General features: G+C 42.6%; 13 protein-coding genes and 1 pseudogene. 11 read left to right on the top strand and 3 right to left on the bottom strand.

Annotated elements, in window-relative coordinates:
- Nucleotides 1-284: 284 nt before the first annotated feature.
- From hppD to MCT08_RS08425, 11 genes and pseudogenes are all read left to right on the top strand, one after another.
- Nucleotides 285-1,358 carry a 4-hydroxyphenylpyruvate dioxygenase gene (gene hppD / locus MCT08_RS08375; RefSeq protein ID WP_274678236.1) on the top strand — a complete coding sequence of 358 codons (1,074 nt, stop codon included), beginning with the start codon at nucleotides 285-287 and terminating at the stop codon, nucleotides 1,356-1,358.
- Nucleotides 1,351-2,487 (top strand): homogentisate 1,2-dioxygenase, encoded by a 1,137-nt coding sequence (locus MCT08_RS08380; protein ID WP_274678237.1) that lies wholly within the window; start codon nucleotides 1,351-1,353, stop codon nucleotides 2,485-2,487. The genes hppD and MCT08_RS08380 overlap by 8 nt, the downstream gene beginning before the upstream one ends.
- 9 nt (nucleotides 2,488-2,496) lie before the next feature.
- Entirely contained in the window at nucleotides 2,497-3,507 is a 1,011-nt protein-coding gene (locus tag MCT08_RS08385) for a fumarylacetoacetate hydrolase family protein (RefSeq protein ID WP_274678238.1), read from the top strand.
- Nucleotides 3,507-4,157 (top strand): maleylacetoacetate isomerase, encoded by a 651-nt coding sequence (maiA, locus tag MCT08_RS08390; RefSeq protein WP_168522141.1) that lies wholly within the window; start codon nucleotides 3,507-3,509, stop codon nucleotides 4,155-4,157. The genes MCT08_RS08385 and maiA overlap by 1 nt, the downstream gene beginning before the upstream one ends.
- 184 nt (nucleotides 4,158-4,341) lie before the next feature.
- Nucleotides 4,342-5,109 carry a DUF3450 domain-containing protein gene (locus MCT08_RS08395; RefSeq protein WP_274672094.1) on the top strand — a complete coding sequence of 256 codons (768 nt, stop codon included), beginning with the start codon at nucleotides 4,342-4,344 and terminating at the stop codon, nucleotides 5,107-5,109.
- Between the two features lies 1 nt (nucleotide 5,110).
- Nucleotides 5,111-6,463 carry a MotA/TolQ/ExbB proton channel family protein gene (locus MCT08_RS08400; RefSeq protein WP_274678239.1) on the top strand — a complete coding sequence of 451 codons (1,353 nt, stop codon included), beginning with the start codon at nucleotides 5,111-5,113 and terminating at the stop codon, nucleotides 6,461-6,463.
- The gene (locus MCT08_RS08405) at nucleotides 6,463-6,999 is read left to right on the top strand and encodes a MotA/TolQ/ExbB proton channel family protein (RefSeq protein ID WP_053311470.1); all 537 of its coding nucleotides are present in this window, start codon (nucleotides 6,463-6,465) and stop codon (nucleotides 6,997-6,999) included. Before MCT08_RS08400 ends, MCT08_RS08405 begins: the two co-directional genes overlap by 1 nt.
- Nucleotides 6,996-7,400 (top strand): ExbD/TolR family protein, encoded by a 405-nt coding sequence (locus tag MCT08_RS08410; RefSeq protein WP_053311471.1) that lies wholly within the window; start codon nucleotides 6,996-6,998, stop codon nucleotides 7,398-7,400. The genes MCT08_RS08405 and MCT08_RS08410 overlap by 4 nt, the downstream gene beginning before the upstream one ends.
- Nucleotides 7,400-8,020, top strand: coding sequence for an energy transducer TonB (locus MCT08_RS08415; RefSeq protein ID WP_274678240.1), 621 nt, complete (start codon nucleotides 7,400-7,402; stop codon nucleotides 8,018-8,020). The genes MCT08_RS08410 and MCT08_RS08415 overlap by 1 nt, the downstream gene beginning before the upstream one ends.
- Nucleotides 8,017-9,201 (top strand): tetratricopeptide repeat protein, encoded by a 1,185-nt coding sequence (locus MCT08_RS08420; protein WP_274678241.1) that lies wholly within the window; start codon nucleotides 8,017-8,019, stop codon nucleotides 9,199-9,201. Before MCT08_RS08415 ends, MCT08_RS08420 begins: the two co-directional genes overlap by 4 nt.
- A gap of 313 nt (nucleotides 9,202-9,514) precedes the next feature.
- Nucleotides 9,515-10,821: pseudogene (locus tag MCT08_RS08425) on the top strand (IS4 family transposase).
- 37 nt (nucleotides 10,822-10,858) lie between these two features.
- Here MCT08_RS08425 and MCT08_RS08430 read toward each other — a convergent pair.
- Genes MCT08_RS08430 through MCT08_RS08440 form a run of 3 tightly spaced genes read right to left on the bottom strand, consistent with a single transcriptional unit; the run spans nucleotide 10,859 to nucleotide 13,795 of the window.
- Nucleotides 10,859-11,500, bottom strand: coding sequence for a sugar transferase (locus tag MCT08_RS08430; RefSeq protein WP_053311484.1), 642 nt, complete (start codon nucleotides 11,498-11,500; stop codon nucleotides 10,859-10,861).
- Between the two features lie 10 nt (nucleotides 11,501-11,510).
- Nucleotides 11,511-12,698, bottom strand: coding sequence for a glycosyltransferase family 2 protein (locus MCT08_RS08435; protein WP_172533236.1), 1,188 nt, complete (start codon nucleotides 12,696-12,698; stop codon nucleotides 11,511-11,513).
- Nucleotides 12,695-13,795: a glycosyltransferase gene (locus MCT08_RS08440; RefSeq protein ID WP_176245520.1), complete on the bottom strand. Its 1,101-nt coding sequence runs from the start codon at nucleotides 13,793-13,795 to the stop codon at nucleotides 12,695-12,697. The genes MCT08_RS08435 and MCT08_RS08440 overlap by 4 nt, the downstream gene beginning before the upstream one ends.
- Between the last annotated feature and the right edge of the window lie 101 nt (nucleotides 13,796-13,896).

Below are 13,896 nucleotides of genomic sequence, written 5' to 3' on the forward strand. Positions count from 1 at the left end.
TTGGCTAGCTTTTTATTATAGAGTTAATTTAATTTAACTATTTGTATTTAAGAGTTTTATATTAATGCGCGTCATATTTTTCCTGAACATCATAATCCTTGTGGATGCTCATTCTTTAACTGTAACAATTTAATTACATTTTGTGGCGGGTGAGGTAGCTGCACCGTTTTCCGCTCAGTCATTCCTTTTTGCCAAAAATTGCGTAATTTTCTTTAAATAGCTTATCAAAACATAGATAAATTTTTAAAGCATGGTAACGCTCGTGCACTGAAGGAGTAAAAAAGATGGCAGCAACCTATAACCCACTAGGTACTGATGGTTTTGAGTTTGTGGAATATACAGCCGCAAGCCAAGCAGGGATCAAGCAATTAAAAGCGCTATTTATGTCATTAGGCTTTGCCGAAATAGCAAAGCATCGCTCCAAACAAGCTTGGCTATACCGCCAAGGAGACATCAATTTCATTGTTAACGCTCAACCGCATAGTCAAGCGGAGTCGTTTGCTCGTGAGCATGGCCCTTCGGTTTGTGGTATGGCATTTCGTGTTGCAGATGCTAGCCTTGCGATGGAACATGCGTTAGCCAATGGTGGTAAAGAATACAAAACTCAGATTGGGCCAATGGAGCTCAGTATTCCAGCTATTTACGGAATTGGCGACAGCTTACTCTATTTTGTGGATCGCTATGGCAGCCAAAGTATTTACGATGTGGATTTTAAATTTTACCCCGATGCCGATGAGCGCGTAGCAACCGCGAATGTTGGCTTATATGAAATAGACCACTTAACGCATAATGTAAAACAGGGGCACATGGATGTGTGGTCTGGTTTCTATGAGCGTATTGGTAATTTCAGAGAAATCCGTTATTTCGATATTGAAGGCAAGCTGACAGGGTTAGTGAGTCGAGCAATGACGGCTCCATGTGGCAAAATCCGCATTCCTATTAACGAATCTTCAGACGATAAATCACAGATAGAAGAATTTATCCGCGAATATAATGGTGAAGGTATTCAGCATATTGCCTTAGCGACAGATAATATTTACGCCACAGTGAACACACTGCGTGAACGTGGTATGGATTTCATGCCAACCCCAGATACCTATTATGAGAAAGTCAATGAGCGGGTCGAAGGGCACCAAGAAGATGTTGAACAGTTGAAAGATCTGCGTATTTTGATTGATGGCGCACCAATGAAAGATGGCATCTTGTTGCAAATCTTTACTCAAACCGTCATTGGTCCGGTCTTTTTTGAAATCATTCAACGTAAGGGTAATGAAGGATTTGGGGAAGGGAATTTCAAAGCACTGTTTGAATCGATTGAAGAAGATCAAATTCGCCGAGGAGTACTAAGCGATGCATAAATGGATCACATTCCCTCATCGAGAAGGGGTGTGCTCTAAACAAGCGCACGCCGATTTTCCGCAACAGGCAATATACGAAAGAGAAGCCGGACGCAGTGGCTTTTTTGGCCCGGCGGCACATTTTCATCATCAACATGCTCCGACTGGGTGGGTTGAATGGCAAGGTGAGTTAAGACCAAGAGCATTCAACTTTAACCATGTCGAACAGGCTGAGAAATCTTCTCCTTGGGCTGTGCCCCATCTTTTACACAACGCCAACTGCAAAGTGCGTGTCTGGAAAGTAGCACAAGCCATGACCCATCTAGTTCGTAATGCTGATGGTGATGAACTGCTTTTCATCCATCAAGGTAAAGCGGATTTATATTGTGACTATGGGCATTTAAATGTCACCGAAGGGGACTATGTTGTGATCCCTCGTGGCACTAATTGGCGTTTAGCTCCGAGCGAACCAATGTTTATTCTGATGATAGAAAATACCGATGCAACGTACTCTCTGCCAGAAAAAGGACTGGTCGGAAATCATGCAATCTTTGACCCGGCGGTGTTAGAAGTCCCTTCAATCAATGAGCAGTTTAGAGATCAGTATTCAGAGCAGAGCACGCAAGTAGAGCTAAAGCGTCACGAAAAAGTGAGCGTGATTACTTATCCATTTAATCCTTTAGATGCCATTGGCTGGCATGGTGATCTCGCGGTAGTCAAACTGAATTGGCGAGATATTCGTCCCTTAATGTCGCACCGCTACCATTTACCTCCGTCCGCCCACACGACCTTCGTTGGACAAGGTTTTGTGGTATGTACATTTGTTCCGCGTCCGATTGAAAGTGACCCCGGAGCATTGAAGGTGCCGTTTTACCATAACAATGATGACTACGATGAAGTGCTGTTTTATCACGCTGGTGATTTTTTCAGTCGCGACAATATTGAAGCAGGTATGGTTACGTTTCATCCGGCAGGGTTTACGCATGGACCGCATCCGAAAGCGTTTAAAGCAGGGCAAGAATATAAGAAAAAATTCACAGATGAAGTCGCGGTGATGATTGATACTCGTCATGCATTGCAATTTAGTGACGCAGCGCAGCTAGTGGAAAATAAGCACTATGTCTACAGTTGGAAAACGACGCAAGAGTAGGGAGATAAAATGAAATTAGCAACGCTCAAAAATAACACGCGAGATGGTCTGCTGGTGGTAGTCAACAAAGAGTTAACAAAATGTGTTGCGGTGCCTGATATAGCAGAAAATCTTCAGCAAGCATTGGACCGTTGGCATCACTTTGAACCGATGTTGGACGAAGTTTACACTGCTCTAAACGAGGGTAAATTACTGCATGAAATAACGTTTGATCCAACCTTATGTCACTCACCACTTCCACGTGCTTACCAATGGGCCGACGGTTCGGCCTACATTAATCATGTCGAGTTAGTCAGGAAAGCACGTGGTGCTGAAATCCCAGACAGTTTTTGGAGTGAACCACTGATGTATCAAGGCGGTTCAGATGCATTTTTAGGCCCGTGTGATGAGATTAAAATGGTTAGTGAAGAGTGGGGAATAGACTTTGAAGCCGAGGTCGCTGTGATTACAGACGATGTGCCGATGGGTGCGACAGCAGACGAGTCGGCTCAGGCTATCCGCTTAGTAATGCTGGTGAATGATGTGTCGCTGCGGGGATTAATTCCTCAAGAATTGGCCAAAGGTTTTGGTTTCTTCCAATCGAAGCCGTCATCTGCGTTTTCACCGGTAGCTGTCACGCCCGATGAATTGGCTGAACATTGGGACGGGGGCAAGCTCAATTTACCTCTACTTTCTACTTATAACGGTCGTGCATTTGGTTGTCCTAATGCAGGCGTTGATATGACCTTTGAATTTCCACAATTGATTGCCCACGCGGCAAAAACTCGTCCACTCTGTTCAGGTACGATCATTGGTTCTGGTACGGTATCGAACAAGCAAGGAACGGACTACGGAACCTCTATTGAAGAGGGTGGGGTTGGTTACTCCTGCATTGCCGAAGTACGGATGATTGAAACGATTCGAGATGGTAAACCGAGCACGGAGTTTATGAAATTTGGTGACACCATCAAATTAGAAATGCGAGATAAACATGGCAATAGCTTGTTTGGCAGCATAGAACAGAAAGTGGTGAAATATTAATGGCAGACATAAAATTGTATGGATACTGGCGTTCTTCGGCTGCGTATCGAGTAAGAATTGCGCTTAATTTGAAAAAATTAACCTACAAGCAAGTTCCGATTCACCTTGTCAAAAGTGGTGGAGTTCAGCATTCTCCGGAGTTCAGTGCGCTTAACCCTAGCGAATTGATCCCAGTACTTGCAGATGGCGAACTATGTATCAACCAATCGCTAACAATTATCGAATATCTCGATGATGTGTATCCTGACATTCGTTTAATCCCTGAGTCTGGCAAAGAAAAATATCTGGTTAAATCACTGGCTCAAGATATTGCTATAGATATTCATCCGCTTAATAATTTGCGGGTGTTGCAGTATTTAACCAGTGAATTGGGCGTGAGTGAGTCGCAGAAAAGTGATTGGTATAGGCACTGGATCCAGACTGGTTTTCACGGATTAGAGAAGAAATTGGCACAAGTGGCGGGGACTCATTGCGTTGGTGATCAAATAAGCCTCGTCGATGTCTGTTTAGTTCCCCAAGTGTATAACGCTGAACGGTTTAGTCTTGATATTAGCCAGTTCCCTAACATTGAGCGCATAACCGCCAATCTTAGAGCTCATCCTGCTTTTATAGCAGCAGAACCTGAAAATCAGCCTGATGCGGAAATCTAATAAACTAGCCTGATATTGGGCTAGCTTCACTTCCAAAAATAGACTTTTATAACCTGCTGAAGAAGTTAGCGCGGTATACTGTTGTTTGAATGGTAAAAGATCGCTAGAATGCAATTCTTGTTGATAATGAGAGCTTTTATCAATAAGATTGCACGCACTGTTTTGATGGTAATAAATAACGTCTATGAATCCTTTTAAAATAAGTTTGCTCTTTGTCGCAACCACAAGCTTGCTCGGCGCAAATGCTTCAACGTTAAGCGATGCTAACGCAATTCAAAATAGCACCAACTCAATGTCTGCCCTTAGTCAGCAGAGTATTAATCACAGTTCACAACAGGCTTTGCAACTACAAGCTGAAATTGATCAACTTAAAGAAGACGTAAAAAATATCACCATTTACCGTAATCATTTAGCGTCATTGGTTGAAAGCCAAAATCAAGAAACTCAAAGTCTTGCTCATCAAATTGAAGAAATAAAACTAACACGTCAGGGGATAGTCCCTTTGATGTACAAAATGATTGATGGGTTGCGCATTATCGTTGAAAGTGATCGACCACTAAAACGTGGACAACGTTTGGAACGCATAGAAAAACTTCAAACGATGATGACCAGAGCCGATGTCAGTGACGCTGAAAAATATCGTCGAATTCTTGAGGCTTACCAAATTGAAATTGATTACGGGACTAAACTTGGTGCTTACCAAGGTTCGATCACTTTGAATTCCGCTGAAACTATTGAAGCTGATATTTTATACGTTGGGCGTATATCTTTGGTAGCGAGAAGCTTCAATGGCAAACATTATTGGGCTTGGGATCAACAGTCTCAACAGTGGAATTCAGTGGATACAAACGCATACAGTGAGTTAGATAATGCATTCAAAATGGCAAGCAGCCTGATAACACCAAACTTAATGACGGTGCCTGTTTCACTTAACCAGAAACAGGAGCAATAAAATGAACAAGTTATTAAAAATTTCTTCGCTCGTTTTTGCTCTGCTTTCATTACATGCTTTTGCTAATGCTGAGTTAGTGGCTAGTGCTAAACAGGAAAACCAGAAGCAGCAAACTCATAATATTCAGCGAGAAGCGAGTTTTAAACAGACAGAGCAACAATTGCGTGCGATTAAGCAGGACTTAGAAACTCAACGTAAGGCATTGCAAGCACAGGCTGACCTGCTCAGTAAACAGTTTGGTGATAACGAAAACACCTTAGCTAGATTAGAAGAGCAGTTACGTTTAGAAACAGGTAGTTTGGGCGAGTTATTTGGTGTGGTACGTCAAAATGCCAAATCATTGAGTAGCGAGTTGCAGCAATCCATTACCGCTGTTGATCGGCATCAACACACAGCACAAGTTGATGAAATTGTTGCGGCAAAATCATTACCTTCGATGACACAATTGACCGGATTGTGGCGCAGTTTTAACGAGCAGATCATCGCAAGTGGTGAGCTTAGTCGTGTTGACGTTGATTTTATTGATGGTGACGGTGTCACCAAATCCATTCCAGCTTATCGCATCGGTGCTTTTGGCCTTGTATCAGAGCAAGGTTATATGAAATGGAATAGTGATAAACAGGTGGCGACAAGCTACGCTAAACAACCCGAAAAGACCCCTACCTTGACCAACATGGCAGGTAGCCATGTACAAATGTTGATTGTGGATCCATCGCGTGGAGTGATGCTAGAGCAACTCGCGCAAGTGCCGACATTGATGGAACGCTTACAAGCTGGTGGAGCTGTGGGTAATATTATTTTAGCACTGTTAGTGATCGGGCTGCTGATTGCGCTTTATCGTGGTTCGGTGTTGTTCATGACTCATCATAAGATCAAAGCGCAATTAAAAGATCCACAGAAAATTGGCGATAACCCCTTGGGTCGAGTACTAACTGTCTATAACAAAGAACAAAATCGTAGTGTAGAAGCGTTAGAACTTCGTCTATTAGAAGCGGTAGTCGACGAGCAAGCTCATCTTGAACAAGGTTTATCGATGCTTAAATTGTTGGCAGCGATTGCTCCTATGCTCGGATTGCTGGGAACCGTGACAGGAATGATTGAAACCTTCCAGGTGATCACTCAGTTTGGTAATGGTGATCCGAAAGTGATGGCTGGAGGCATTTCTATGGCACTAGTAACGACTGTGCTTGGTTTGATCGCGGCGATGCCATTGCTGTTGGCACACAATATCTTGAGCTCTCAGGCTGAAAACATTCGCACTATATTGGAAAAACAAGGTATTGGTTTGGTTGCAGAGCAAGCGGAGCAAGACTGCTTGTCTGTTAATCCTGCCGCAGCCGAGGTTGCAGCGTAATGCCAAGTGCTTTGTTAGCCAATGATTGGCTTGTGACATTGCAGCAATTTATGCAACAAGGCGGTGTCGTACTTTGGTGGTTAGCGGGCGTGGTGGTTTTGTATTGGCTACTTATTGTTGAGCGAGTGCTGTTTATAATGTTTGCTTTTCCCAAACTTCGTAAAACGTGGTTAGCTGAATGGCATCAGCGAGTCGATCACCATTCATGGTATGCCCACGCCATTCGCGATGGGTGGCTAGGGCAAGCACAATGCCTACTGCGCCAAAATCTCAATATGATAAAACTGCTTGTCACTCTATGCCCAATGCTTGGTTTGCTTGGTACCGTTACTGGGATGATTTCGGTGTTTGATGTTATGGCAAACCAAGGCAGTAGTGATCCTAAATTAATGGCATCGGGTATTTCATTGGCCACGTTACCAACTATGGCTGGTATGGTTGCAGCATTAGCAGGCGTATTTGTTCACGCTCGTTTAGCAAAAGCGTGCCATCTGCTTGAACTAAAATTGGAAAAATCCTTAAGGAGTTTGCGATGAGATTAGGCAGACGCCACCAGAAAAATGATGAAGCGCAAATCGATTTAACCTCGATGCTCGATATTGTTTTTATTATGTTGATTTTCTTTATTGTTACCAGTTCATTTGTTCGAGAATCTGGCGTTGAAGTGAATCGACCGCAAGCTTCGCATGCGGTGAGTCAAAAAGACGCGGGGATTTTCGTCGCAATTAATGCGGCAAATGATATCTATATTGATAAACGTCTGATTGATGCAGAGCGAGTTGAAGCGACATTAGAGCACCTGCTATTAGAGCAGCCAGATGCTTCACTGGTTATTCAAGCTGACGAGCATGCTTACAATGGCACGGTTGTTAAGGTCATGGACGCGGCAAAAGGGGCTGGAGTGAAAAACATCGCATTGGCTGCGGAAAAACGCTGATGCTACGATTATTCATTGCATTGCCTTTTGCTGGCATCATCTCGCTAGCATTATTCAGTTTTATGTCATGGATGATAGATAACGGCCATCAACGGGTTACTGAAAGTGCTCAATCGCTCAGCTTTACTATGATTATGGTTGAGCAAGAGCAGGATCTTCAACGTCGTCAACGTAGCTTACCAGAGCCATTACAACTACCAGAGCCACCACCACAATCACCCGTAACACAGGCCCAAACGGTAGCAGTTGAAACGTTAGCCGCTAACGCATTGCCTGCGTTAGGGCTAGATACCGTAATGAATGGAGTCGCAATTAGTGCGCCTACTTTCGGTGACTTTGGCACTAATCAACAGGCAATGCCGCTGTATCGTGTTGAGCCTGTTTATCCAGCCAAGGCGCTTAAACGTGGTGTAGAAGGGTTTGTTACGCTGAGCTTTACCATCGATGAGATGGGCAAAGCGACCAATATTAAAGTCGTGGAAGCAAAGCCAGTGAGGATGTTTGAGCGGGAAGCGATACAAGCAGTGAAAAAATGGAAATATCAGCCGCAAATTGTCGATGGACAAGCCATATCACAAAATGGGCAAACCGTAACGGTGGAGTTTAAAATCGCCAAATGATAAAACGACTTTTCATTAGCTTGCCGTTGTTTATTGTATCGCTAGCCCTAAATGCCAGCGAATTAAGCCCAATAACAGCGATAAAAGTACAAAAAGCGCAGCAACTTGCACAACAAGAAAAGCTGATAGAAGCGATAGATGAACTGCGCCATTTAGAGAGTTCGAGAAGCTACGACAAAGCTTTTATCGCGCGTATGTTAGGCGTTTTTTATTGGCAAAATAACCAGACACAGCAAGCTATTGCCCAAATAAAATATGCGGTTGAAAGTGGTGAACTTAACGACCAACAAATGTGGACAACCGAGCGTATGTTGGCTGATTTATATGTTAATGAAGGTCAATTTGAACAAGCACTACCACATTATTATCAATTAGTTAAAAATGTTCCAGACTCACAAAGCGCGCTACAATTATGGTTGCGTATTGCTCAGACTCATTACCAATTAGCGCAATGGCGTAAGGTGCTAAAGGCGTTAGATCAATATCAAAACCTAGCCGCAATGAATAGCAAAACGCCACTCTCTCTTAAGCTTGGGGCGCAACTTCAGCTTGAACAATGGAAAGAGGCTATTCCAACTCTGAAAAATTTGATTGCTTTGGAGCCGAATAAATCAAATTGGTGGCGTCAATTAGTAGGATTGCACCTGCGTTTAGATCAGCGACGCCAAGCGCTTAATAGTTTAGCGCTAGCCAAACTACAAGGTGTTGAATTATCAGAGAAAGATACACATCTATTAGCGCAACTTTATGCGCAAAATGGCATTCCAGAACGTGCCGCGAAAACGATGCAAACTCTGCCTGATATCAATAGCGATGTGTCATTAATCACAGAGCAAGCAACGTATTGGCAACAAGCCAGAGAATGGCAAAGTGCCATAGAAACTTGGTTAATTGCCGCTCAATTTGATAATAAGTACTTTTGGCAAGTTGCATTGCTGTATAACCAACAAGGGCAATACAACCAAGCATTAGTAGCGCTCGATAAGATCACAACAAAAGAGAAGCAGGCTGATGTTGCATTAGTTCGTGTACAAGCGCTGTATAAACTCAATCAACTGGATACGGCGCTGTACCAAGCGAAGCAAGCAGAAATTATTCAGCCTTCACAAGCGGCCAAAGGATGGATCAAGTTTTTGACTCAGTTACAACAAATCAAAAAAGATAAGTCCATTCAGTCTTAAACGGCGTGGAGTATCTGTTGATGATTCATAAGTTTTTGCATTGGTTTGTGGCGCGCTTTATGATTGAATCCCTTTTCATTATTTGTTCGTACCATGAGTCAATCACGCGGCAGAGGCTTATGACTATAAAGGTCGTGGCCGTACCTTCACCTTGAATTATCAAGTGAAGTATTGATAATTCACTCCTTTAACTATATGTAATAAAAAAGGTGCGGTTCTCGCTAATGCCGATCAGTTAAAGCCAAAGTGATCGGTTGAAGGATCCTTCAGAGCTGTCAAAATCCAAGTGTATTTAATGCACTTGGATTTTTTTATGGATGTTTCTCAAGCTCTAAACATAATTAATGATTGGAAACCTAGCAGCGTTGAGACTTTGTCTGACTTGCTTCCAATTGAACTCATCGACGAAGCCTATTTTCTTACTGATACTGTCACGATGAGAAAGAGGAAATTTACTTTAGAATCCATGGTGTGGCTGCTTGTTGGAATGGCTATCTATAACAGTAAATCCATGAAAGATTTAGTGAACCAACTTGATATTGTCGACCGTACAGGTAAAGCTTTTGTCGCACCGAGTGCGTTAACTCAACGTCGAAAGACGTTGGGTGAAGACGCAATTAAAGCGGTCTTTGAGCGAATGACTACGTCATGGTTAAAAAGTGCAAAGTTACCCCAGTGGAATGGATTAACGCTTCTTGGCGTCGATGGCGTTGTTTGGCGAACGCCCGATAATCCGCAAAATGAAAAGCATTTTCTCGACAAAAAGGGACGCAATATCCGCAAGTGAGAATGGTCTGCCAAATGGAACTAAGCAGTCACATTATTACGGCCAGTGCATTTGATAATTACAATACAAACGAAATGGTATTAGCTGAAAAACTGATAGAAGCAACACCAAATCATAGCGTGACAATGTTCGATAAGGGGTTCTATTCTTTAGGTTTATTACATAAATGGCAAGACTCTGGCGATGAACGCCATTGGCTTATCCCTCTCAAGAAAAACACACAATATGACATCGTTCAATCTTTAGGGCGAAACGACAAACTGGTTCAATTACACAGTAATCCAAGAGCTAGAAAGCTATGGCCTGATTTACCAAAGTCGATAACCGCTCGGCTTGTCACACGTAAAATTATAGGAAAAGACTACCAAGTATTAACCTCCATGACGGACTCCCTGCGTTACCCATCAAAAGATATTGTTGGCCTTTATGAGCATCGTTGGGAAATTGAGCTAGGCTACCGAGAGCAAAAGCAATACATGCTTGGAAATCGTCTCACGCTGCGAAGTCGTTTACCAGAACTGGTAAAGCAGGAGTTATGGGGCATCTTGCTTACTTACAATTTAATCCGATACCAGATGGTCGAGCTCTGCTTCAATTTAAAGGGAAATTACCTTCCTTATCAACTGAGTTTTAACGGCACATTAGCTCATGTATCTGCGTTACTTGTAGGCTTACCTTACTCAACACCAGGCGCAATACCTCGTCAGCTAAAGGGGTTCCACAACATGGCTGAAAGCTTAATACTTGAAGGGCGAAGGGAAAGGACATTCCCTAGAACAGTTAAACCCAGACCACAACGGTATGCTAAGAACAAAAATGCCGTTCACTCTTAAGTGAACGGCATTACGGTTCTCGCACCTTTTTTATTGCTTAACGTCCTCTACCGTCGATCATCACTATCAAGGTTTTAGTGAGGATACTTAAATCCATACTCAGCCATCCACCTAATGAATTCATGGATAACGCATAACTATGGTCAAAACCGACTTTGCGTCGAACGTCATCGATGCAGGTATCGTAACCTTGATTAACTTGGGCAAGGCCAGTAATTCCAGGTAATACTCCATAAGTTCGATCTGCAAAATAGGGAATGGCTTGCTCGAGTTTTTGATAGAAACCGGGTCTTTCTGGGCGTGGTCCGATCAAAGACATTTCGCCTTTTAATACATTAAATAGTTGTGGAATTTCATCCAAACGAGTTTTTCTCAAAAAACGACCAACAGGTGTAATACGAGGATCATTTTCGGTTGCCCACACAGCGCCAGAGCGGGTTTCAGCATCTTCATACATGGTACGAAATTTGATGATTTCAAAGAACGCCATTTTTTCAGGGGTTGATTTACCCACTCGCAATTGGCGATATAAAACAGGTCCTGATGATGTGGTTTTAATCGCTAATGCAATAAACGGTAAAATGGGTAGTAGTAATAGCAGACCAAGTGCAGCACCGATAAAATCAAAGCCGCGCTTGGTTGCATAAACGGATAAGCGAGTAAGTTTGCGAGTTTTCATCATCATCTCCTTAACGATTGACTCGAGCCCAACGGCCATTTTCCAACCCAAGTAGGTAGCGTAGCCCACCGATAAAATTGGCATAATGGCCCGCAACGATATATGTCACTAATTGGCAAATTTTGTAGCTAAATAGTCGTGGGAATAGCACGCCTAATGCCCCTAGGCTATAGGCAAATATTTGTAGTAATAACAGAATCATGAATAAAAAATTATGCATGAGTACAAGTGAGCAACTGAAGCAAATCAGCATCAAGTATGGGGTTGCTAAACGCAATCCTTTCCCTGAAAAGAAAGCAAAAGCAACACCTTTATATCGTGGGCTAAACAATTCAAATAAGTGAATCATTTGTTGCATGTTACCGGCAGAAATACGTAAACGTCGTTTGAAATCACTCTCTTGTTGGGTAGGCTCAAGTTCGAGGGCCACCATATTGGGTTCGTAATGCGCGAGATATCCTTTACGAATGATTTCCATAGGCAGTACAAAATCATCATTGATCGTATTTTCAGATAAAGGTTCGAATAAAGCGGTTCGAAAGAGATAAAGCGCACCATGAGCCCCAAGGGTGGATCCTAGTGAAGCTTCATTCAGTTTGACTTGTCCTTGATAACGCCAGTAATTTGTTTCACCTTGGTTGGTTTGATCAAGTAACTGATACTGAGCATTCACGACACCTACATCTGGATTCATAAAGTGCTGCTCAGCAATGAGCAAAGCATCCAATGAGATTAAAGCACTAACATCACTAAAAGCCGTGATCTCAGATTGAACATACGTCATTTCATCATTCAGTAACGCCACTTTTCCGCGGTTAAGCGTATAGCTGTGGACCTCAAAATAGGTATCACTACAAATAGCTTCTTGTATGGTTTGTTCTGCTATTTCTACAGTATCATCTGTACAACCATCACAAGCAATAATGACGGTCAGCTGGCTTTTGGGATAGTCAAGAGCTGCGAGATTGCGAATTTTTTCAGCAATCCAGCGAGATTCATTAAAAGCAGGGACCACAACGGTCACACTTGGGCGTAACGAGTCATTTTGCGCTTGACGGTAACCTCTTAGTGTTTTGGGGACGGTTTTGATTGGATGGCTTTTGGAGTACCACTTGAGAAACAAGGGATATCCAACATGATGATAAATAATCAAACCGCCACAGGTTATACATACAACAATTAAGATAAGTTCCATCATGCTAACGCCTCCGTAGCTAAAGATTCATACGAATTCACCATTTGCCGAATATCGCTGTGAGCGAGCACAAACGTTCTTGGGTTAAAGCATATGGGGTAGTCTAAAGCTTGCTTCAAGCCTATGGCGAGATCCAATACTCGATTTGGTTTGACAATAAATCCAGACAATGGGCAAAGCGTTTCGCGTGATGCGCCGACATTGGTCAGCACGGCGGATGTTCCGCATGCCTGAGCCTCTAATGGTGAAAGAGGAAAACCTTCGCAGCGTGACGGCATACAAAATAGGTCGATGGCTTGATAAAAAATAGGCATGTCTTCAACTAAACCAAGAAAATGAACGCGAGAGGTGACAGCGCAACGTTTAGCTAGAGCTTGCAATTTATCCCTTTGTGAACCTTGCCCCGCAATGACTAAGTGAACAGAATCCGGCAGTAGTGCTAATGCTTTTATTGCTAAATCATGGCCTTTCACTGTTTCTAGGCGACCAGCACAACCAATAAAGGTGGTGTCTGCATCTAAGCCAAGTTGTTTGCGTGCTTGTTTTTTTGAACCTAAGTTAAATTTTTCGCAGTCGATACCATTTTTAACGGTAATGGTGTTTGCATAATGAAAGCGTTGTCTTAATGTGTCAGCAACATAACTTGCGTCCCCAACAAGAATTGGTTTGACAGCCTTCAATACCCATTTTTGTAAGTTGAAATGTTTTTTATTCTCTAAATGCCAAACATCATGTTCGGTATGAATTCGAACCTGAACTTTTGCTATTTTGGCTGCAATACCCGCATAAATTAATGGACCAATATGATGAGTATGCACCACATCAACTCTAAGAAAGCGAAACAGATTAACTAGGACTGGAATCATAGCTAGGTGTACACCGTTTTTTTTATCCAGAAATAATAACCGGTCGCTAAAGGCTTCAAGCTTCGGCCAGTTCTTAATCGCTGCTTCTTTATTTCCTTCTAAACTGAGGATGAGAGTATTGGTCTGTGGGTTTGCAAAATTCAATAAATCGAGCGTTAAGCTTTCAAGCCCACCAGGAGCAAGATGCTGAACTACATGTATAACATTACGACGGTAAGGTTGCTGGTTGTTCATCATGTCATCCTTTAACGACTAGGTTTAAAGTAAATAAGGCATGATGCATGCCAATAAAAATGGCATTGTTTTTCAATGCATTAGGTGGTTTTTTTATTGAG

Source organism: Vibrio aestuarianus (assembly GCF_028858425.1).
GTDB classification, from domain to species: domain Bacteria; phylum Pseudomonadota; class Gammaproteobacteria; order Enterobacterales; family Vibrionaceae; genus Vibrio; species Vibrio aestuarianus.

Excerpts from the sequence above, each read along its gene's own strand:
- hppD (WP_274678236.1), top strand. The coding sequence starts at position 285 with ATGGCAGCAACCTATAACCCACTAGGTACTGATGGTTTTGAGTTTGTG.
- MCT08_RS08380 (WP_274678237.1), top strand. The coding sequence starts at position 1,351 with ATGCATAAATGGATCACATTCCCTCATCGAGAAGGGGTGTGCTCTAAA.
- MCT08_RS08385 (WP_274678238.1), top strand. The coding sequence starts at position 2,497 with ATGAAATTAGCAACGCTCAAAAATAACACGCGAGATGGTCTGCTGGTG.
- maiA (WP_168522141.1), top strand. The coding sequence starts at position 3,507 with ATGGCAGACATAAAATTGTATGGATACTGGCGTTCTTCGGCTGCGTAT.
- MCT08_RS08395 (WP_274672094.1), top strand. The coding sequence starts at position 4,342 with ATGAATCCTTTTAAAATAAGTTTGCTCTTTGTCGCAACCACAAGCTTG.
- MCT08_RS08400 (WP_274678239.1), top strand. The coding sequence starts at position 5,111 with ATGAACAAGTTATTAAAAATTTCTTCGCTCGTTTTTGCTCTGCTTTCA.
- MCT08_RS08405 (WP_053311470.1), top strand. The coding sequence starts at position 6,463 with ATGCCAAGTGCTTTGTTAGCCAATGATTGGCTTGTGACATTGCAGCAA.
- MCT08_RS08410 (WP_053311471.1), top strand. The coding sequence starts at position 6,996 with ATGAGATTAGGCAGACGCCACCAGAAAAATGATGAAGCGCAAATCGAT.
- MCT08_RS08415 (WP_274678240.1), top strand. The coding sequence starts at position 7,400 with ATGCTACGATTATTCATTGCATTGCCTTTTGCTGGCATCATCTCGCTA.
- MCT08_RS08420 (WP_274678241.1), top strand. The coding sequence starts at position 8,017 with ATGATAAAACGACTTTTCATTAGCTTGCCGTTGTTTATTGTATCGCTA.
- MCT08_RS08430 (WP_053311484.1), bottom strand. The coding sequence starts at position 11,500 with ATGAAAACTCGCAAACTTACTCGCTTATCCGTTTATGCAACCAAGCGC.
- MCT08_RS08435 (WP_172533236.1), bottom strand. The coding sequence starts at position 12,698 with ATGATGGAACTTATCTTAATTGTTGTATGTATAACCTGTGGCGGTTTG.
- MCT08_RS08440 (WP_176245520.1), bottom strand. The coding sequence starts at position 13,795 with ATGAACAACCAGCAACCTTACCGTCGTAATGTTATACATGTAGTTCAG.